The organism is Bartonella sp. AA56HLJMS, assembly GCF_042197145.1.
GTDB lineage: Bacteria > Pseudomonadota > Alphaproteobacteria > Rhizobiales > Rhizobiaceae > Bartonella.
Genome location: NZ_JBHIRL010000001.1, coordinates 34,862 through 56,279 on the forward strand (window position 1 = coordinate 34,862; position 21,418 = coordinate 56,279).

Here is a 21,418-nt window from a genome sequence, read left to right on the forward strand (position 1 = left end):
AAAGAAGGTGTTACAGTATATAAAAAATATAATGGTCTGCTTTTAATAAAGACCCCTTAAGAGCAAAAAGGGAGAGTGAATGTGTTGCAACAAAAAAAAACAGAGACAAAAAACACCCAAGATAAAATAGAACAAATCCTTTTTGCCCAAACCGATAAAGAAGATATTGCTTATTATGAAAATGAAGAACTTCAAAAAGCCACAGCCATCGCGGTAAAAGCTTTTAATCTCCATCAGACGGGAAAAAATACCATCTGCTTTGAGCAAAATTTAACCCGCAGTAACAGACCTATAACCGTTATCACGCTTGTCAATGATAACAAACCCTTCCTTTTGGATTCTATTTTAAATGTTTTTAATCAACACAAAAACCATATCTATTTGATTGCACACCCCATTATTGATTGTGCTTCTGGAAAACGCATCAGTCTGATGCAAATTCACATCGAGTCATTAAACAAACAGCAAATACAAAAACTTGAAAATGAACTCACCTTAGTTCTTGAACAGGTTAATGCTGCTGTACAAGACTGGAAACCCATGCTTGAAGAAGTTGAAAAGCAGATTCATGCCTACCAAATAAATCTTCCCCCACACTACAAACAAGAAGGCGAAAAAGCTATTGAATTTCTTCACTGGCTAATGGACGATAATTTCATTTTCCTTGGTATGCGCACTTACAACTTCATCAAAGACCAAAAACCCCTAAAATCCTTTACAGCCAGTAATATTGAACTTGGTATACTCACGGATGCTTCTATTCATATTGTTGACGATAAAAGCATGAAAGAACCTCCTCAAGAAGTTTTATCCTTCATGGAAAGCGATAATCTGTTTATCGTGACAAAAGCGAACAGCCGCTCCAAAATTCACCGTTCTGTTTGGCTCGATTATATTGGTCTTAAAATCTTTGATAAAGAAAACCAACTCTGTGGAGAATTACGCATTGTAGGGCTTTTTACCTCCTCAGCTTATACACGTTCTATTTTGCAAATTCCTTTCTTAAAAGAAAAAGCCCGAACTATTATTCAACGTCTTGGACACAATCACGCCGATTATTCAGGAAAAGCACTCATCAGTGCTTTAGAAACCTATCCAAGAGATGAAATGTTTCGCTCTGATGTTGATACATTGACAGAAAACACTAAGCTTATTCTACAATTAGATGAGCGCCCACGTTTACGGGTTCTTGCCCACACTGATTCTTTTGGACGCTTTGTTTCTATCCTTGTCTACGTACCGCGTGACCAATATAGCAGCAGCCTGCGTGAAAAAGTTGGCGAACATTTTGTAGAGCTTTATAAAGGTGACTTTTTTGAATCTTATCCGCTATTTTTGGAAAGCACCCTTATACGTGTCTATTATATCATCCATCGCAAAGGAAACGAAACTGTTCCCCTTCACGAGCGCTCCACACTTGAACAACATGTACGTTCGATTGCACGAAGTTGGGAAGACAGGGTTCAAGCCATCGCTCTTAACAAGAAAATAACAGAGCAACAAACACGTCTAGCCAGTGAATTCCCCAACAGCTATCGTGATTTATTTTCAGCTGAAGACGCTATTAACGATGCCGGACATATTCTAAGTCTTCATGATGAAAAGCCCCTTTTCGTGATCTTTTATCACGCACAAAACAAAGAAAAACAGTGCATTTCTCTTCGGCTTTTTCACCGCCATGAAGCACTTGCCCTTTCCAAACGTGTACCACTCCTTGAAAATATGGGGTTTCGCGTTATTGCTGAACAAACCCTTGAATTACCAGATGGCAATGGGCGCTCTGTGTATCTTCATGATATGCAGCTAGAAAGTACTTTCCAACGCTGTATCGATTTTGAAAAAGACGGTCAAAAACACGCCGAAACCTTTGAAGCCATTTGGGCACAAAATGCTGATAATGACGGCTTTAATGCTCTCACCCAAACAGCTGAGCTTGATTGGCATGAAATTGTTATTTTGCGCCATTATGGGCGCTATCTCCAACAAGCTGGAATTCCTTATTCGCAAGATCGCGTTGCCCAAACTTTAAATGCTTATCCTGACATTACCCAAGATCTTTATGCTTTATTTCATTTAAAATTTCATCAAAGCCATACAGAAAAAGAACGAAAAAAAAACCAACAAGTTATTCAAAAGCGCATTGAAGAAAAATTACGGAAAGTCTCTGGTTTAGACGATGATCTCATTTTACGCCGTTATTGTAACCTTATCGAGGCGAGTTTACGAACGAATGCCTTTACGACTCTTCCTGATGGAAGTCCACGGCGTATTTTAGCCACCAAATTAAATCCACGCCAGATTGAAGGTTTGCCTGAACCGCGCCCTTACCGAGAAATTTTTGTTTATGGACCAGAAGTTGAAGGGGTCCATTTGCGTTTTGGACCTATCGCTCGTGGCGGCATTCGTTGGTCTGACCGTGCATTAGATTACCGCACCGAAGTGCTTAGCTTAGTCAAAGCCCAACAAGTTAAAAATGCGGTTATCGTTCCTGCAGGTGCAAAAGGTGGATTCTATCCCCATCGGCTTCCCCAAACAAATGACCGTGCTGTCATCATAGAAGCAGCACGACAAGCTTATACAGACTTTATAACAGCTTTGCTCTCCATTACAGACAATCTGATTAACGGCAAAATAAGTTCTCCCCACAATGTCATCTGTCATGATGACCCTGATCCCTATTTTGTTGTTGCAGCGGACAAAGGAACAGCAACTTTTTCTGATACAGCCAACGCCATCAGCCAAGCAAACCACTTTTGGCTTGATGATGCTTTTGCCTCTGGAGGTTCAGCAGGTTACGACCACAAAGACATTGGTATTACAGCTAAAGGTGCATGGGAAGCCGTCAAAAGACATTTTAGAGAGTCATTTAATCACGATATTCAAACAACGCCCTTCACCTGTGTCGGTGTTGGCGATATGTCTGGTGATGTCTTTGGCAATGGAATGCTGCTTTCCAAACAAACAAAATTGATTGCCGCTTTTGATCACCGCGATATCTTTATTGATCCAGATCCGAACATAGACGAAAGCTATGCAGAGCGTACGCGTCTCTTCAGACTACCTCGCTCAAGCTGGCAGGATTACGATAAAACCAAATTATCAAAGGGCGGTGGTATCTTCTCACGAAAAGAAAAAACCATTACCCTCTCACCTGAAGCAGCACAAGCCATTGGTTTCGAAAAACAAACAGGAACACCCTTTGAAATTATCTCTGCTCTTCTCAAAGCCCCTGTTGATCTTTTATGGTTCGGTGGCATTGGTACTTATATCCGTGCTGCAACAGAAAATGATGCCCAAGTAGGTGATCGCGCAAATGATGCAATACGCATTACCGGAGAACAAGTGCGTGCAAAAATTATTGGTGAAGGAGCTAATCTTGGTGTTACACAACGTGGACGGATTGAATATGTCTTAAATGGTGGTCGATGCAATACGGATGCCATTGACAATTCTGCTGGTGTGAATTGTTCTGATATTGAGGTCAATCTCAAAATTGTTCTTGCATCAGCACTACGTGCCAAAACGTTAACTCGCGAAGAACGCAATAAGCTCTTGAAAAAAATGACGCCTCAAGTCGAGCAACTCGTCTTGCGCAACAATTATCTACAACCTCTTGCGCTTTCTTTGGCGGAAAACCAGAGCACTGCTGATTTGCCCTATCAAATACGCTTTATGCACGATTTGGAACAAAAAAAGCTTCTAGATCGCAGAGTTGAAATACTCCCTGATGAGCAAATTTTACGACAAAGAACAACCCAAGGCAAAGGTCTTCTCCGTCCAGAACTCGCCGTTATTTTTGCCTATGCTAAATTGACCTTAAAAGAAGAAATTGCTAATAGCCCCATTGTTGATGATCACTATTTCAATACAGCCTTGCTGAACTATTTTCCAACCCAAATTCAAGAAAATTTTAAGAAGGAAGTTATTAACCATCAATTGCGTCGTAATATTATCGCAACGCTGATTGCCAACGATATTGTAAATCGTGGAGGCCCCACTTTTGTTAATAGACTACATGATGCAACAGAACAAAAGACTGAAAATATTATTCGCGTTTTCATTGCCATCCGCGATGGTTTCGAAATTCCTCAATTGTCTGAGCAAATTGATAAGCTTGATAATAAAATACCCGGTCTTGTCCAAAATAAATTCTACGCAACAATGACCCCAATGCTCTTTGAAACAACCAATTGGGGTTTGCACAACATAGATCTCTCACGTCCATTAGAAGAAATTGTAAAAACAATAAAACAAGCCCGTAGCGTTATTGAAAAAGAGCTTATGCATTCTCACGGCAACGATATTAAGCAAAAGATTGAAGAAAAAGCATCACACTACAGCGAAGAGGGAGCACCAAAAGCATTAGCGAAACAATTAGCTCTCTTGGAAGCTGCTTCAACAATCTGTGATATTTCTTTGATTGCAAAACAAAGCAACAGTGATCTTATTAAAACCGCAGAGATCTACTTTTCACTTGCGCAAATCATTCGTATAAACCGCATTAACGAAGCAAGTCGTATAATTCCTGTAGTAGATTATTATGATAGTATGGCTTTAAGCCAAGCCAAAGAAAATGTTTCTGAAAGCTTTCGGCAAATCGTTATGAAAATCCTCAAAAATTATGGAAAGAAAAAAGATCCTTTTGACACTTGGAAAAAAACAGAAGAAGATCATATTCACAACATTACAAACCGCATTAGCGCCCTTATTGAAAATGATCTCAATATTTCTCGTTTTACTTTTGCAGCAGGATTGATTTCTCAACTTCAAAATATTGGCTTTCAAACCTAAAGAAAATACAAAACGACCCTCTCAATCTCCCGTTCTATCCCACCACCACAACAAACCAACTAAGACAGAGCAGAAGTTTGCATTTTAGACATAACACCAAAAATAAAAATCTCGCTATTTATCACAATAGAATTGTTTGCAACAATTTCAAAAAAACAACAGGATTGATTTCTCACCCTAAAAACATAAACTTTCAGACTTAAAAGCAGTACAAAACAGCTAAGCTTTTGCTCCGTTCTATCCATCCATGACTAATCAACAAGGGAAGAACGGAAACCCTATCCCGCATTTTTAGACAGAGCACTCAAAATAAAAAATAATTCAAATTTTACTGTCAAATATCCTTCATCATAAAAATATAATATATTGATTTACAATCATAATTTTATCATTTTTATGATAATCCGATATTCTAAATTTATCTCATTTAAAATCTATTTATATTCAATTAATTAACCCCATTTCCCCTTGCATATTGCAAATGGGAAAGCCGAATAGATAAAAACAGTAAAGAAAGGACTAAAAATGCCCCTCATAAACCGCCTCAAGTGCCAAAAGCTGCAGTAAGATTGAGAATTAGCAAATATAAGCAAATATAATATGATGATGTTTTCCCCTAGCTTGTTACTCCGTAACCGAAAAGATGATGGTGCTTAATGGCTTTATCCTTATACCATTCACAGGCGACATCGTGAAATAGGAAGCACTGAGAAATATTTTTTTAACAAATGCGTAAATATGCAATACAAATATATTCTGTTTTACGTGGAAGACATATAGCTTCATTAAAAAATATCAGAAATAAAAGGATAAGCTTAATCCATTATTTAAAAGATATAACTGTAACTGCTTTTGAAATGCGTAAAATCGAATAAAAAATGACAGTAAAGATGGATGTTGATTTTCCCCTTTACAACTTCATATCTTCCTACAACTAGGCTATTTACTTGTTTTAAGAGGTTACACCCAAACAGATATATGCAATATGCTCATTCCATATATAAAGATAAAGGTTCCTAAAAAGAACCACACCACCTGTATAAAAAGGCAATTCAGCATACTTTAAAATACCACTTTTCCATACAAACACTGTTACTATATGTAGTTTGACATAAGATTTTGTACTAAGTGAAAAGAGGTTGGATGAGTTAGGAGTAGGTGGTAATTTTTTATTTTTATAGCTATTTTTTTACCATTAAATACGCATTTTGTTAAAATAAATTTTTAACACTCTAAAATTGCAAAAAAGTGTGAAAATCAGAAAAAGTCGAAATTTGGTAGTAAAGATGAAAAAAGGCTTCGGTACAATACCTAAAGTGGAGCAAGACGACCAAGTTTTAAAAAGCCTAATTTTACCCACCCATTGTTAATGAGCAAGGAAAGAACGGGAGCGCCATCCGCATTTTTAGGCAAAGCACCCAAAATAAAAAATAACGCTTGAAGATTATTGGCTTGCGCGGGAAATAAGCGCTGCAGAGTGTCAAGAAGCTTCATAGACTGAATAAGGACAAGTTCAAATTTTGCTGTCAAATATCCTTCATCATCAAAAGAAAAAGGTCCACTAATACGCACTGCACCACCTGTATGAAAAGTCAATTCACCTTGCTTTAAAAGTCCACTTTTTCCATACAGTCGTTGTTGCCAATTTTTTTCTTCATCTTCAGACAGAAAAGACATGTCATTTAAAATCCATTTCAAATTGCCATCAATTTTAGGAATATCAACAAAAGAAGATTTTAAAAAGGGAGAAGCATCAAAACCGTCAAAAGTTATATGTCCCGATAAATTATTCTTTTCATGTTTTAGATCAAAACGCAAAAATTCTGCCGTTATTTTTTGAAGCATATCTTGTGGCTCTAACGGCTGAATAATCACGTCATGCGTATTTTGCAAAGATGCCGGATCTTCAATATTTTCTTGTGTCGTTTTTTTATCTGTCGTTGGTGCTCTTAATGCTTCTTGAAGCTTTTGATCTTCAGGGGAAGAGGAAAAAGATGAAATCTCAAGCCCTTCAGCTATAAACTTCAATGTTTTACCCGTTTTCCAATAAGGCTCTGTTTCAATCACCAAATTGCGCCAATGCGATACTATGGGAGTTTTTCCGGAAAAAACAATTAATGCAGGAGAATGAACATTAAACTCGACCAAATGAGGTGCGTAAATTGGTGCACCAGCTGTCAAACGCCCCGTCGATAAAGAAACCCCATGTAAAGGCCAAGAAAATTGAAACTTGTCACAAACAACACCGACACGTAAAGGATAACCATCCCTGTGCACATTCTCACATACCGCCGCCATATTATGGGAAGATATTTTTGTGAATATATTAGAAACATAGTCTTCTATTTTACGCGAAAAAAAAACCAGAGTGCGCTATAAATAAATATCAGAGCAAGACAAAAGAGCCCACAAATTAAATAACTCAAAGAAAAACTTTTTTGTGATGATGGTATTTGAAAGGATTTAGACAATATTCAAACTTTCTTTATCTCTTAACTTCCTCCCCACCCTAAAAAGGATAAAGATTCCCAACCACGTTCAGTTTATACACAATCCAACTTCTTAATCCACCGGATTTTATCTACTGATCACTTCAAGAAGTCCCTATACATCGTTCTAAAGTACAGTATCTCATAAGCTCAATAAACAAGATTTTCTTAAAAAAAACCCATTACACCCTTTAACAAAAAACACCTCATGTGTAAAGTTTTACATAGATTTTCTACCTCTAGCTTAAACCATACTGTTTTACAGCACAACAAAAATGATAATGAATAGTGTTTCTTAACGATAAAGCCATTGAGCCCCCCATCTTTACGCTTATGGAGACCCCAAAGCCAGCACCATCATTATATTTGGCTAGCCCCCAAATGTTGCGACAGCCCTTGGCACTTAAGACAGTTCATAAGAAGCATTTTTAGTCTTTTCTTATACAGTTTTTGCCCACACGCCAGCCCTACTTGTGACATGCAAACAAGAGGTTTTTATTGAGTCAACATACACAGGTTTGGAATGAAAAAAACTTACTATATTCGGGGTTCTCATTCAATATACAAAACCGTGAATTACCTATATAAATCAATTCGTTGTCAACAATCACACAAGTACGGGCGGTGTACAAAAAATCTGGTGTAATGCGCTTTCAAACCATTGGCTCAAAGCTCGATCATAGATTAAACGACCTTTCAAATGTGCACAAGCAGGTTGAGCACCTTTTTCAGTCAATTTATGTGCCGAACGCACGACCAAACGCCGCATCATAGCGCGTGTAAATTCAGCATGGAACTGCAAGCCCCATGCATTGTTTCCATAACGAAAAGCTTGTGTAGGATATGTATTCCCTGTTGCCAAAAGTATTGCCTCTTTCGGTAAATCATAAATACCTTCATCATGGAAATGGTAGACCATCTCTGGCCAATTCATCAATTCCTTCCCTTGTGGGGTTGCTTCTAGTGGATACCAGCCGACTTCAACAGTCCCATCACTTCTTGTACCAACGCGCCCCCCTAGATTTCGCGCTAACATTTGTGCTCCAAGACAAATACCCAAAAAAGGCTTATTTTCCTTTAGTGATAACGAAATCCAATCAATTTCCTCACCAATATAGGCTTCGCTGTCATTCACACTCATCGGCCCCCCTAAAATAACAACACCGGCATAATGCTCTAATGTATCAGGGAGTTTTTGTCCAAAAATAGGACGATAAATATCAAGAACAAAACCTTTTTGTTGTAAAAATTTTCCCAAACGACCAGTATAGGTAGAGCGCCGATGAATAACGACAGCAATCCTTGGTTTGTTATTTTTTTGTTTTTTATCAAGACATCTCTGATTTAAAAACATTTTTTAACCAATCACCTCTGCTACCAAGCAAAACTTTATTTTTAAAGCATAAGAGAATAATTTTATTGGAAAAGACTAACGATATTTTTTCTTCTAGGTCAATTGTTTCTTCTGAGAAAACATTCGTATTATCACATTGGTGCAATTTAAAATAAACGAAACTTTTTCCTCGATAAAGATGTTTCTTCTTCTATTTTAACCCCTGGATCATCAACATTTAAATGAATTTGACTGAACATTTTTACATCTTGTTCTTTTATATCTTGTTTCTCCACCTGCGCATTATGCAAAAGAGAATTATCTATAGGTGTTAATTTTTCAAGCTTCTTATCTTCAACATCATCACTTTTTCCCATAACATACTCTTTGTCTTGCTTTTTCGGCACAATATTGTCCGCCTCTAATGTGAGAGAAGGCATACAAGGAGGCGCCTTCCATTCAAAACAGCCCAAACGTCCACTGATTGGAGAAACCGCTGACCAAGAAGAAAAAATGGACCCATCACACATCCATACAGGATCACGTTCAGCACGAAGTGCTAAAGAAAGCCATTGACGCACAGCACCTTGATTGTTTCCCTGTGCCTCTTCAATATCTGCCAACAATAAATAAACACTTTCCCGTGGATGACATTGTAATGCTTTTTGTGCCTTCTCTCTTGCTAATGCTGTTTCACCAGCATCTAAAGCTGCTTTAGCAATAAGGAAAGCCGACTCAAATGCATCTTTATTATAAGAAGCAAGTGTCTTAGCCCTTTTCAATCGCCCAATGGCTCCTTCTTCTCTTTCAAGATAAAGCGTCCCCAAATCAGGATGGGGATTCTTTTGCCAAGCCGCTATAATCATTTTATCCGCTTTACGCGTTTCATTTAACTTATAAAGAATATCAGCAGCAATAACTATTATTGGAACAAAATCAGGCGCCAATTTATGGGCTTTCAAAATAGCTTCACGTGCTTGTACAGGATGTGTATCAAACAAAGAAAGTGCCTGCCCACTTAGTAGTAAAACCTGTATATGCTGCCGCTCTGGAGTCGCGCGAACAGAACGCGGGAGAGCTTTTTGCGTTCTTTCAAAAACAGTAAGTGCCTTATCCCATTTACCCTCAGTACTTAATCGATCAAGCACCGCCTTATGCGCCCATAAAAGTGCTGGCGATAAGGTCAGTGCCTCTTCGGCATATTGTTGCGCTGCCTCATAAGCTTTACTCTTCATTGCTTCACGAAACAAACCATAAAGTCCAACCAGTTTTGTCGGATCTTCCTTTCTCATCTCTTCATAAAGACCAATGGCGCGAACAGAATCATTTTGTAAAGACAAGGTTTGCGCTTGTAAGAGTTTTACCAATGGCTCTTGTTTTCCTGCAAGATATTTAGCAACCCGTTCTTCCATTTTTTGCGCAACCATACTATCACCAGCAAAAGTTGCAAGAATCCCCTTTGAAAGAGCTTCGTAACCACGCTTTTGATGGCGTTTATAAAAATAATTGCAAAGAGCATTCGGTATGGAAAAAAAGAAAGACAATAACCACCATAAAAGCACCAGCGTTACAAAAAACAAAACAAGCACACTTAACACTGTAAGAAATGAAGCAGAAAATCTGAAATGCAAAAATGTGAGAACAAAAATACCATTGTGATTAGCAACCCACGTGAAAGCTAAACCGAGGATACAAACAACAAAAATATAAATAAAAACACGTATCATCTTGGGCCTATTTACATCTTTGTTGCTTTAAAAGATCCTTGTTGCACAGACAATAACAATTGCTGCAACAACTGTTGAATAGCAATATGTCTTTCAAGCTGCTTAACAAAATCCATTGAAACATCTTTTGCACTTTGGGGCAATGATTGCCATTCGCTCAAAGCCTTTTCGTAATCACCAGCTTGAATGGCAACTTCCATGCGTGCCGCAATAGCCCCCAGCGTTGTCCCTTCAACATTTCCAATCGGTCGCGAAACAATGAGCCCTTTTATCCACGCTAAAATTCGGTCAAAAAAACCAGCATCTGACGCAACAAGATTTTGCGTACCAACAATTGCATCAGCAACATGAGCAAAATCAACTGAAAGTTGTGCTGAACTTGGAAGACCCACAGTAGCTGTTTTTTGCAACACATCAAGTCCATTAATCGAAGGCGATAATTGCCGCAACAGCTTTAATTCATTATTATAAGATCCACCACGCTCTACAGCATTTTTTAATGAACTAATTGCAGTAAAGAGCGCGGTATCTATTTCTTTTTTCTCACTATTTTTAACAGCAGTTTCTTCCTGTAGTGCTTCTAACTGTTGTTTTAACGCAGCAAGATCATTTGCATTGCTCTGCCCAACAGACAAAGCCGTCTCTATCTCTTTCGACTTTCTAACAAAAGTTTGTACAGTTTCTTCAAGAGCTTTTATTTTTTCCTCTAAAATCGCAAAAGCTTTTTTGCTTTCTTCTTTCGATAGTTCATCATTTTTCGTTGTTTTAAACTGTTGTGATGAAAAAGAAGAAAACTCTGTTTTTAACGTATCAATTTCTTGAAAGACCCGCCTCAATTGTTCCTTTGTGTCTTCACCTTGACTTTTTGCGGCTTCAGCAATCTGCAAAGCTTTTTCTCCTCTAGCAGAATTTTCCACAAAAGGAGAAGGAAAAAAACCAGCCCATTGAAGCCCCATAAAAATTCCCAAAGCAATGAATCCCCCCAAAATCCCAGAAAGGGATAAGAAAAGCCAAGTTGTACTAGAGATACTTTTATCCTGACCTTGCATATTCTGTTCTTCTCGCGCTTGAGATTCTACAGAATTATGGATTTTTTCCTCTGAATCATGGGGAACAGCTTCATGTTCAATAACTGGTTTCTTACGGCGCGTACCAGCATAATGTGGTTTAACTTTTGGTTTTGAAGAATCGACCATCTCTGTCACTTTTCGTGCACACTTTTTTTAATGATAAAATAATAAAATGAAAAAAGTTTTAAAAACGCAGCTTTTCTCAATAATATTTACAAGTATCGCCTTTAATAGACAAGTTTTTAAAAAACATTTGCATTTTATACTCGAAAATACAGCTTTATTTTTTAATCAACGATATCATAAAATTCAAAGAAAATGCCAAAACACATATTTTTCATAGAAAAAACAATTCTAAGAGAAATACTTTGCATCTTTTTCTGTTCATGGTACGCACGCAGGAAAGAAGCTTCAATATAAGGTTTTGTTTAAAATGCGTCTGCTGGGAATAGAAACAAGTTGTGATGAAACGGCAGCGGCTGTCATTGAATATAACAACGAATCAAACAGCCAAATTCTTTCCAATGTTGTTTGGAGTCAAATTGATCACCATGCACCTTACGGCGGTGTTGTTCCTGAAATTGCTGCTCGTGCCCATGTTGAAGTTCTTGATCATTTAATTCTGCAAGCACTAACAGAAGCAAACACAAAATTAAAAGATATTGATGGCATTGCAGCCACCAGTGGGCCTGGTTTGATAGGAGGATTGTTGGTAGGCGTTATGAGCGCAAAAGCACTCTCTCTTGCCACTGGCAAACCATTTATTGCGGTAAATCACTTAGAGGGACATGCTTTAACAGCCGTGTTAACGCACAACGTCAGCTTTCCTTATTTATTACTTTTAGTTTCAGGAGGTCATACACAAACAATCATTGTTCATGGAGTAGGCAACTATCAACGTTTAGGAACCACTATTGATGATGCATTAGGAGAAGCCTTTGATAAAACAGCAAAACTTTTAGGTCTTCCTTATCCTGGTGGACCAGCACTTGAAAAAGCAGCTTTATTTGGTGATAAAAATCGCATCCCTCTTCCACGACCTTTAAAAGGTGAAAAACGGTTAGACTTTTCTTTTTCAGGACTCAAAACTGCTGTTCGACAAGCCGCAACAGCCATAGCTCCCCTTACAGAAAATGATATTGCTGACATTGCCGCAAGTTTTCAAGCCGCCGTGACTGATACGGTACGTGATCGTGTTCACCTAGCTTTACAACACTTTGCCCACCAATATCCTCTCTCTCATGATCAAGAAAAGCATTCTCCTGCTTTAGTTGTTGCGGGCGGTGTTGCCGCAAACCAAGCCATTCGCTCTACGTTGCAAGAACTTGCCCGCCAACATGGTTTTGAATTTATAGCCCCTCCTCTTTCCTTGTGTACCGATAATGCTGCAATGATTGCTTTTGCCGGTGCACAAAAACTCGTACGAGGAGAAACAAGCTCTCTTGACATTGCACCCCGCTCACGCTGGCCATTAGATGAAAAAGCCCCGCCCTTGATCGGGATGGGACGCCGTGGAACAAAAGCATAATAAAATTGACGTCCTACACACATCTTAAAGAACGAAGATTTCTACTCAATCCGGTCTATAGATAGTCCGAATTCTCTATCGAGCAGATTCCACCTGCTTCCCACTCACACAATTCACTTAACCCAAAGATCGACACGTAAACCTAAATATTCACCACACATTCTTAAAAACTTCATGTTTCAAAAAACTGCCTTATATCATTACACTTCAAATGACGGTATTTTACAGCATAATAAGACGCACTCTATCCCACAAAGCATAGATATGAATGCCATTCGTTGACCTCATCATCTTTGACCATTTATTCGTTTCATTGTCATTGTAATTTTAAAGCTTTTTAGAACCAATTTTCTTGCTAAATTCTCTCCAACGCAATGCTCCAATGATCCTATAGTAACTACATTTCAAACAGCAGCTGAAAAGATGATTAAGCTTCCACATGGCTGAGCAATTTTAAGTCTATTAACTTCGATACACTGATATATTTTTCTGCTACAAGATAAGCAAAATACCTTTATACAACATGAAATATCAATGGAGCGCATTTTTCTATATACAAGTTATTTTGAAATAAGAAAAAACAGATAATGCCCGTTCTTTACTCCATTTTAAAAATCACCCTTGATGATATTACAAAGATACTTATAAAAAATTGGACATGACGAATGCATAACAGTCTATGAAAAAGGAGAACTCATGGCTTATTGGCTTTTTAAATCTGAACCCCATAAATGGTCATGGGAGATGCAAAAGAAAAAAGGAGCTGATGGCGAACAATGGGATGGTGTACGCAATTATCAAGCTCGTAATAATATGCGCACTATGAAATATGGTGATAAAGGTTTTTTTTATCATTCAAATAAAGGTTTAGAAATTGTAGGAATTGTAGAAATATGTGCTGAAGCACACCCTGATTCTACAAGCTCTGATCCACGCTGGGAATGTGTGGATATCCGTGCACTTTGTGACATGCCAACACCTGTTTCATTAAAACAAATTAAAGCCAATCCCAAACTAGCAAATATGGCGCTGGTCAAAGCCAGCCGCTTATCAGTGCAACCCGTGACAGAAGATGAATGGAAAGAAGTCTGTTTGATGGGCAACCTTAAGAGGGAAATGCTTTTATCTTAAAACAATAATTTTTATTCATTAACTCATATAAAAAGATGCTTCATAGCGCAGAATAATAAGCACAACACCTCCTTCTGTTGAGGTATTCTGATGCTAAATGCATAAATATGATATTTTTTTTGTCATTTTTTATCCTGCACTCTTTCTCAATACAGTCTCCTTCCAAATTACACAAAAAACCTCTTTATGATGCATCTTTTCGGCATTGCTAAAAGCAAGGCTTACTCAACAATTATAATAAGCAACACCATGAACATAACACACAGCCCCTTCGCACACAAATGCAACGAAAAAACAAAACTGAACGTGGATAAAAAACAATAAAAATGATCGTGAAATTCTCCTAAACAGTGCATATGTGCTAGGTGTTGCACAATTCTCTTCACACTAAAAACGCATCATATTGCGTGTTTATTGTTTTGCATGTTGGACGAGTGCGCCTCATACCGCAGGATTCTCTCATTCCCAACCTGTTTTATATTGAATCAATCAAAAGCTATTTGCTTGCACATTCTAAGCGGAGAAAGTCCCATATAGATAAAAAACGTGAAAGAAAGGACTAAAAATTCCTCCTATGAATCGTCTCAAGTGCCAAGGACTGTCCGCAACACCCACGAGCTGGCAAAGTGAATGATAGTGCCAGCTTGTTTCTCCATAAGCGTAAAGATGATGACACTCAATAGCTAAAACACCTTCTAGAACATAAAAAACGCTTCCAACCAATACGTAAAATACCCTGCAGACGGAATACCTTCTTTTCAGCAAGCAACCATTAGAAATTATAAAAGTTTATTTTTTAGAAGCGCTCTTTTTTAATTTTCCTCTTTTAATTTTTCTTGCATGAAATCTCATTTTTCATGAAACTATATCAATCAGTGCATCAACATACCTATAAGGAAAAACATGAACCACTATACTCTTTTAATCGTTGAAGACGATGATCTACGCCCCATTTTAGTAGAACAATTGCAAATGCATCAAGAGTTTAAAATTTTCCAAGCAAAAACAGCAGAAGCAGGAATAAGAATAATCCAAGAAGAAAATATTGATCTCACTATTTTGGGATTTCAACTTCCTGATCTTTATGGCTACAAAGCCGTTAAACAATTACGCACCCAAGGATTTCGTGCCCCCATTATCATGATAATAAATTATGATACAGACTGTGATAATATTTTAGATCTTGAAACAGGCGCCAATGATTATGTAACAAAACCCTTTCGCTTTGCGGTGTTATTGGCGAGAATTCGAGCACAGTTGCGCCAATATGAACAAAATGAAGACGCAACCTTTCATATTGGTCCCTATACTTTTAAACTAAGACAAAAACTTCTTCTTGATCAATGCAACAATAAAATCTGTCTCACAGAAAAAGAAGCAGCGATCCTTAAATGTCTCTATCATGCCAATGATAAAATTGTCAGCCGTGAAACATTGTTAGAACAAGTTTGGGGATATAATGAAAATATTATCACCCATACTTTAGAAACCCATATCTATCGTTTGCGACAAAAAATCGAAAACGATCCCTCCAATGCGCAAATTCTCATAACAGATCAAAATGGTTACCGTTTAAATCTTTAATTCGAGATTTTCTGTTTCAAAAATAATTTTAATATCCTAAATGAAAACAGAAACGAGATGAAAAAACTTCACGTATAATTCGAATGCTATTACATAGAACTTACTCTTATGACAAAATATATAACATTATGAATAAAAAACGAAATATTCCAACATGAGAACCAAAAACAAAAATGCTTTCAACCCTCACGATATACTTTGTAATTTCTGTTTCACATGCTTTTGTTCTTTCTAAAGTTTTTAATATGTTTCGCATATAAATAATCGTGATATCTTTTAGCAACATTCTTGATCATAACTATCATCTTTAGATGAGTGCTATTTATGATTATTTTTTTCAGAAAAACCGCTCCACGCACTGCTTTATCTCACATTCACTAACCTAACTTGAGAGATGTTTTTTATCTTTATAGTTTTCCTCCATTCTTTATGACTTTATCTCCTCTTAAGAGGTTATATAATTCATGATATAACGCTAAATGTTTATCCTAACGATAAAGCCACTGAGCACCACCATCTTTACGCTTATAAAAGAACAAGCCAGCACCATCACACACTTATGTTAGATCTCGATGTTGCAGAGGAGCCCTTGATAATTGAGATTTTTATTCACATACCAATTCCACATATTAATATACAAAAGAATATTTTTTAATTGTAAATGCAAAAAATTGAAATAAGAGAATTCTTCTATACTTGCGGTTCTTATGACAATGACAAAATGATTAATTATCTTTATAAATTAAAATATTTCTTGTCTGTGGTGATAAAGCAGGAATAAAAATACGTCGCGACTGACGACGCTGTACGAGCAAACCCTGATAAACACGTTTTTGTGCCTGACACATTAAGAGTCCACCAAAATAAGGCAAAAGATAGCGAGCAAATGGCTCGTAAAAAAATGAGAGCAACCGCGAAAAATACCCCGTAGAGGGCATATAATGTACAATTTCTTGTATTGGTCCAGAAACAAAATTTGTTTTTTCGAACAAACGAGTAATTTGTTGCCGACTATAGGGTTCGCCATAACCAAAGGGCGTAGTAATATTGCGCGCCCAAAAGCCAGAGCGATTAGGTACAATAACGATCAAGTGGCCATTGGGTGCTAAAACACGCCATATTTCATTCAACGTTTCAAATGAATTTTCTGTATATTCTAATGCATGTACCAATAAAATACAGTCAACTGACGCATCAGGAAGTGGCAAATCTTCTTCAAAAACAAGCGCTGTAGCAACTTGCTCAGAACAAGGCCAAGGCGAAACACCCTGAGAAGCTGGCATAAAAGCAAAACATTGTTGGGCACGTTCACGCAATGTAGAAAGATAAGGAAGTGCATAACCCAATCCCATAATCCGTTTATCCGTAAGATCAGGCCACCATAAATTCAATTGGTCACACAGCGTTTTTTGCACACGCAGTCCAAGTGCAGAAGCATAAAAATCTTTCAGCGTAACGATATCCAACTCAACATACCATGTAGAAACAAATTTCAAACATTACAGATTTTCATATACCAAACCTATATGGACTTCTGCTTTTTTTCCGCAATAGCGAACATTTCAATATTGCATATTTTAAACTTAAATGATTAAAAAATCAGTACAACAGGATGATTATTGCCTTACAAGCACTTTAATCATTTTTTTGGAGATAAACCCCATAGAGGTTCTTCATATACTGTTTTTGACATCAATTAAGAAAAAAGCCAACACTGGTTAATTAAAATGAAGCAATCTTTCAAGATAGTTTTTTTCTTCTTCTGAAAGATGCTCTTTACCAAGACGTTTGCGAATTTCATCCAAAATCTGCCGCGTACGCATTTGATCACTTTCTTGTGGTAGTGCCTCGCCTTCTTGTTCTTCATCTGTTTTTGAAGAAAGTGGACGTCCTAACGGATCTTTAGGACCAGAATCAGCATTTTGATCATCTCCCGTTTCTTTAAGTGTTTCGCGCATTTTTTTCAAAACATTTTGTGCACCTTGCCTCAAAGATTCCAAAGCATCAGACTGATTTTGTATAGATACCTGATGATTTCCATTATCAAGCGCATTTTCCGCAGAATTCATTTTTTCTTCTGCCCTTTTCAATGCGCCCCCTGTTTCAAATCCTTGTTCTGATAATTCTTTTTCTAATGTTGATAATTCAGATTGCAATTCAGCTTGACGTTTTTTTAAAGATTTTTTTTGTGTTTCCGGTACATTTTCTCCGCGTTTTTGTTCCATCTCTAACTGATGTGTTTCATTGAGAATTTCTTGCTGACGACGCATTAAATCTCCAAGCTGGTCCATCTTTTCTTTCATTTGTGCAGATTGGCTTTTTTCTCCCTCATTTTGATTACCTTTTTGCACATGCAAATGATCAAGCGTCTGTTCAACTTCCGCCAAGAGTTGTTCAGCTGCTAAAGAAGAGCCTGTTTTAGCCATTTCCTCAATTAAATTTAGCTTTTCTTGTAATGTAGATTCAGAAAGATTAGGACTTTTTGAGCTTTTAGAAACTTGACTATCCGGTGCTTTTTCAGCCAAAGCACGAATATACTCATCCATAGCTTGACGTAAATCTGCCATAAGCCGTTCAATTTCTGCCGCTGAAGCACCATAACGCAGTGCATCACGTAAAGCAGCTTGTGCTTGTTTTAACTTTTTTTGCACGGATTCAAGCTGATTATCTTCAATACCCAAAGCAATTTGCCATAAATAATCCACCACATCGCGCAAATCCTCGTCTGTTTGTGCTAAAGAAAGTCTTGTCCACGCACTTTGTAGAACAATAAAATGCGATGCATTTTGCAACCCCTTTTCTGGACGTACAAGCAAAGCAGAAAGCATATCAAGTACCCGCTCTCGCGCTAAAGGATTAAGAGCTAATAAACGACGCAGTTCAACCACTGCGCGTGCAACAGGATTCGAAAAAACACGCTGTGGTAATATCATAACAAAAGTTTTGCTACGCCCTTTCTGCCCCGCACCATCTTCTGCCACCAAAGTAATTTTGACTTGCGAACCCGCCCATGGATGCGCTGATATATCCTGTACCATTCGCATTTTCCCCTTTCCACCACGCGGAAGAAGAAGTTCTATTTCCGGAGCATTATAAAGAGAAGAAGCACTTTTATTCTGAGGAAGAAAAGGCTCTATTTCAACAAAAGCCTTTGTCACACCATAATCATCATCCACCACATATCGTAACTCCAATGATCCCGTTAAAATCCTCCCTGGTTTTTCCAACCAATGAATTGTTGGAAGCGTGTCCTTAATTATCTGCAAATGCCATTGCTGTTTTTTACGACGTGATGATACAAATAAATTTATTGGATGCTTTAAATGTGTTTCAAAATGAACAATTGGATCATTCAAAGCTGTTTGTTCCGTTTTCTCTGAAAACGAAACTTCCCTCCCATCTTCTACAGACTTTGCTTTTACTGTAATGCCAGCCCCATTGACAACACGCACAACAACATTACTCCCTTCAGGGATTTCTAGTTGTGTTTTCTCATCTTTTGTCAAATAAATCGGTGCCACACCGGTATAAGCAGGTGGTGTTACCCAAGCATCAATCCGCATGAGTTTTTCATCAACGATAGGACGAAAATCAAAGGCATCAGCCAAACGCCCCCCTTGTGAACCAAAAGAAAAACTAAAAGCGCACACAAAAAGAAGAGCACACAAAGCCCTCAAAGCTAAAGGATCATAATCCGCACTATTAAGAGAGATAAATCCAGTTTTTAAATGGTATAATTGCTTTGCCATTCGGCGTTGGTGTTCATGCCAAATAACAGCACTAAAATCTTCATCATTTTCAGAACATAAACGATCTGTCTGAATATTCAAAGGCTGGTGTCTAAGATCATTAACGCGTTCAAGGCGGCAATTTACTTCCCGCATTGTGGGAAACCGAAAACGAATAAGAAAAAATAAACTCGCCCCAGCACAAAATAGTATAACCCCAAGTAAGAGCAAATGTGACCAATAGCCCAAAATACCAAAAAGTCCCAACCAGCTAAACGAACAAAAGAGACTAAGAACGAGGAAAAATGGCAACAACCGTACCCACATCCGTTCAAATGAAAGGATCCCCCACATCAAAATGCGCACACACAAAAGCTTCATTGCAAAACCTTTGATGTTTTTATTTTTCATAAACAAGCATTTATCCCCTTTTATCGTGGTGCATTAAGATCATAAACCCCATACAAGACAATTTCTAGAAAATAAATTGTTTCATCAAAGTTTAGTAAAAATAAGACCCAAAATATTTAATAATGCTCAATCTAATTTGGGCTCAATCCAATCTGGAATATGATCACAGCCTATCAATTGTGCATAATCAAGGCGTGGACGAATGACTGCATAACGTGTATCCTGAACCAAAACTTCCGGCACCAAAAGTCGACTATTATAAGTGCTTGCCATCACTGCGCCATAAGCCCCTGCTCCTGTTAACATCAAAACATCACCCGCTTTCAACACTGGCAAAGAACGTTCCAAGCCTAAATAATCACCAGTTTCACAAATAGGACCGACAATATCAGCATTAATCAGAGGGGCATCTATTGGTGTTTTTTTCACTGGCATTACATTTTGCCACGCATCATAAAGCGTTGGACGCATGAAATCATTCATCGCCGCATCAACAATAACAAAATTTCGTCCTTCCCCCTTTTTTAAATACACAACCGATGTCACCAACACACCGGCTTCACCAACAATACTACGCCCAGGTTCTAGGATAATATTGATCCCTAAAGGCGCAATATGTTTCTTTACCAGTGCTGCATACTCAAAAGGAGAAGGTACTGGATTCTGCTCATAACCATAAGGAATACCAAGCCCGCCCCCAATATCGATATGGGTTATCGCATAACCATTATTCCATAATTGACGCACAAAATCTGCAACAATAACAAATGCATCCTCAAACGGTTTTAAATCACAAATTTGACTGCCAATATGGAGATCAACACCACACACATGAAGACCGGGCAATTGAGCTGCTTTTTTATATGCATCACCCGCCAAAGACAGTGGAATACCAAATTTATTCTCAGACTTACCTGTTGTAATTTTCTTGTGAGTCTTAGCATCCACATCAGGATTAAGGCGTAAAGAAATACGAGCTGTTTTTGAAAGCGCAGCAGCCCGCGCCGATAATTGTTCAAGTTCTGGCTCTGATTCAACGTTAAAACAATAAATATCTTGTGCAAGAGCAAAATCTATTTCTCTCACTGTTTTACCAACACCAGAATAAACAATATTCTGCGCAGGAATACCAACAGCAAGTGCACGCCGTAATTCCCCTTCTGAGACCACATCAGCTCCCGCTCCATTGTTAGCTAAAAGTTGTAAAACTGCTTGATTGGAATTCGCTTTAACCGCATAAGCAATTAAACTCGGCATATCATGAAATGCATTCTGATAATCTTTAAAATGTGCAACGATTGCGCTAGCTGAATAACAATAAAAAGGTGTTCCAACTTCCCGCGCAAGTTCCAAAAGAGAAAGACCTTCAGCGTGAAGCACACCCTGATGATAAGAAAAAAAACGCATAAAAATTCCTATTGTATTAACCGATCAAGAATAAAAGGTTTATCTGTTTTGCCTTGAGAAACAAAAGTTCCTTGTGAAGAATTCACTCCTGTTGAAGGAGGTAACTCTAATGACCCTTTACGCCCACACCCAACGACACCAAAGCCCCCAAAAAGGACAATCATCAACCCCTTTATTATAATTTTCATCTGTCCTCTTTCCTCATCTCGATTTCTTTTT

The 21,418-nt window shown here is 37.8% G+C and carries 12 protein-coding genes; 4 read left to right on the forward strand and 8 right to left on the reverse strand.

The genetic code is table 11. The features are described 5' to 3' along the window. Positions 1 to 81 precede the first annotated feature (81 nt). On the forward strand, positions 82 to 4,791 hold the full coding sequence (locus ACFINI_RS00170) for an NAD-glutamate dehydrogenase (RefSeq protein WP_375645291.1): 4,710 nt from the start codon (positions 82 to 84) through the stop codon (positions 4,789 to 4,791). A 1,311-nt stretch (positions 4,792 to 6,102) separates the two neighbouring features. Here ACFINI_RS00170 and ACFINI_RS00175 read toward each other — a convergent pair. The 4 genes from ACFINI_RS00175 to ACFINI_RS00190 form a co-directional block, all read right to left on the reverse strand. Continuing rightward, complete coding sequence (locus ACFINI_RS00175; protein WP_375645448.1) at positions 6,103 to 7,158, reverse strand: DUF2125 domain-containing protein; 1,056 nt, start codon at positions 7,156 to 7,158, stop codon at positions 6,103 to 6,105. A gap of 729 nt (positions 7,159 to 7,887) precedes the next feature. Next, positions 7,888 to 8,634 carry a glutamine amidotransferase gene (locus ACFINI_RS00180; protein WP_375645292.1) on the reverse strand — a complete coding sequence of 249 codons (747 nt, stop codon included), beginning with the start codon at positions 8,632 to 8,634 and terminating at the stop codon, positions 7,888 to 7,890. Positions 8,635 to 8,780: 146 nt separating this feature from the next. Further along, a complete protein-coding gene (locus ACFINI_RS00185; RefSeq protein ID WP_375645293.1) occupies positions 8,781 to 10,340 on the reverse strand; it encodes a heme biosynthesis protein HemY in 1,560 nt (519 codons plus the stop codon). An 11-nt stretch (positions 10,341 to 10,351) separates the two neighbouring features. Next, positions 10,352 to 11,536 (reverse strand): mitofilin family membrane protein, encoded by a 1,185-nt coding sequence (locus ACFINI_RS00190; RefSeq protein ID WP_375645295.1) that lies wholly within the window; start codon positions 11,534 to 11,536, stop codon positions 10,352 to 10,354. Between the two features lie 307 nt (positions 11,537 to 11,843). On the opposite strand from ACFINI_RS00190, the gene tsaD reads away from it, so the two are divergent. The 3 genes from tsaD to ACFINI_RS00205 all read left to right on the forward strand — a co-directional run bounded on the left by tsaD (position 11,844) and on the right by ACFINI_RS00205 (position 15,653). Continuing rightward, positions 11,844 to 12,938 (forward strand): tRNA (adenosine(37)-N6)-threonylcarbamoyltransferase complex transferase subunit TsaD, encoded by a 1,095-nt coding sequence (gene tsaD / locus ACFINI_RS00195; RefSeq protein WP_375645297.1) that lies wholly within the window; start codon positions 11,844 to 11,846, stop codon positions 12,936 to 12,938. Positions 12,939 to 13,634: 696 nt separating this feature from the next. Further along, the gene (locus tag ACFINI_RS00200; protein WP_375612728.1) at positions 13,635 to 14,069 is read left to right on the forward strand and encodes an EVE domain-containing protein; all 435 of its coding nucleotides are present in this window, start codon (positions 13,635 to 13,637) and stop codon (positions 14,067 to 14,069) included. 903 nt (positions 14,070 to 14,972) lie between these two features. Continuing rightward, entirely contained in the window at positions 14,973 to 15,653 is a 681-nt protein-coding gene (locus ACFINI_RS00205; protein ID WP_375645300.1) for a response regulator transcription factor, read from the forward strand. Positions 15,654 to 16,378: 725 nt separating this feature from the next. On the opposite strand, the gene ACFINI_RS00210 is transcribed toward ACFINI_RS00205, so the two are convergent. From ACFINI_RS00210 to ACFINI_RS00225, 4 genes are all read right to left on the reverse strand, one after another. Further along, entirely contained in the window at positions 16,379 to 17,149 is a 771-nt protein-coding gene (locus ACFINI_RS00210) for a class I SAM-dependent methyltransferase (RefSeq protein WP_375612730.1), read from the reverse strand. Positions 17,150 to 17,371: 222 nt separating this feature from the next. Beyond that, complete coding sequence (locus ACFINI_RS00215) at positions 17,372 to 19,792, reverse strand: TIGR02302 family protein (protein WP_375645302.1); 2,421 nt, start codon at positions 19,790 to 19,792, stop codon at positions 17,372 to 17,374. A 126-nt stretch (positions 19,793 to 19,918) separates the two neighbouring features. After that, positions 19,919 to 21,199 (reverse strand): diaminopimelate decarboxylase, encoded by a 1,281-nt coding sequence (lysA, locus tag ACFINI_RS00220; protein ID WP_375629071.1) that lies wholly within the window; start codon positions 21,197 to 21,199, stop codon positions 19,919 to 19,921. Positions 21,200 to 21,207: 8 nt separating this feature from the next. Then, on the reverse strand, positions 21,208 to 21,387 hold the full coding sequence (locus ACFINI_RS00225; protein ID WP_375645305.1) for an LPS translocon maturation chaperone LptM: 180 nt from the start codon (positions 21,385 to 21,387) through the stop codon (positions 21,208 to 21,210). Between the last annotated feature and the right edge of the window lie 31 nt (positions 21,388 to 21,418).

Coding starts and splice junctions, on each gene's coding strand:
- ACFINI_RS00180 (WP_375645292.1), bottom strand. CDS start 8,634: ATGTTTTTAAATCAGAGATGTCTTGATAAAAAACAAAAAAATAACAAA.
- ACFINI_RS00185 (WP_375645293.1), bottom strand. CDS start 10,340: ATGATACGTGTTTTTATTTATATTTTTGTTGTTTGTATCCTCGGTTTA.
- ACFINI_RS00190 (WP_375645295.1), bottom strand. CDS start 11,536: ATGGTCGATTCTTCAAAACCAAAAGTTAAACCACATTATGCTGGTACG.
- tsaD (WP_375645297.1), top strand. CDS start 11,844: ATGCGTCTGCTGGGAATAGAAACAAGTTGTGATGAAACGGCAGCGGCT.
- ACFINI_RS00200 (WP_375612728.1), top strand. CDS start 13,635: ATGGCTTATTGGCTTTTTAAATCTGAACCCCATAAATGGTCATGGGAG.
- ACFINI_RS00205 (WP_375645300.1), top strand. CDS start 14,973: ATGAACCACTATACTCTTTTAATCGTTGAAGACGATGATCTACGCCCC.
- ACFINI_RS00215 (WP_375645302.1), bottom strand. CDS start 19,792: ATGAAAAATAAAAACATCAAAGGTTTTGCAATGAAGCTTTTGTGTGTG.
- lysA (WP_375629071.1), bottom strand. CDS start 21,199: ATGCGTTTTTTTTCTTATCATCAGGGTGTGCTTCACGCTGAAGGTCTT.
- ACFINI_RS00225 (WP_375645305.1), bottom strand. CDS start 21,387: ATGAAAATTATAATAAAGGGGTTGATGATTGTCCTTTTTGGGGGCTTT.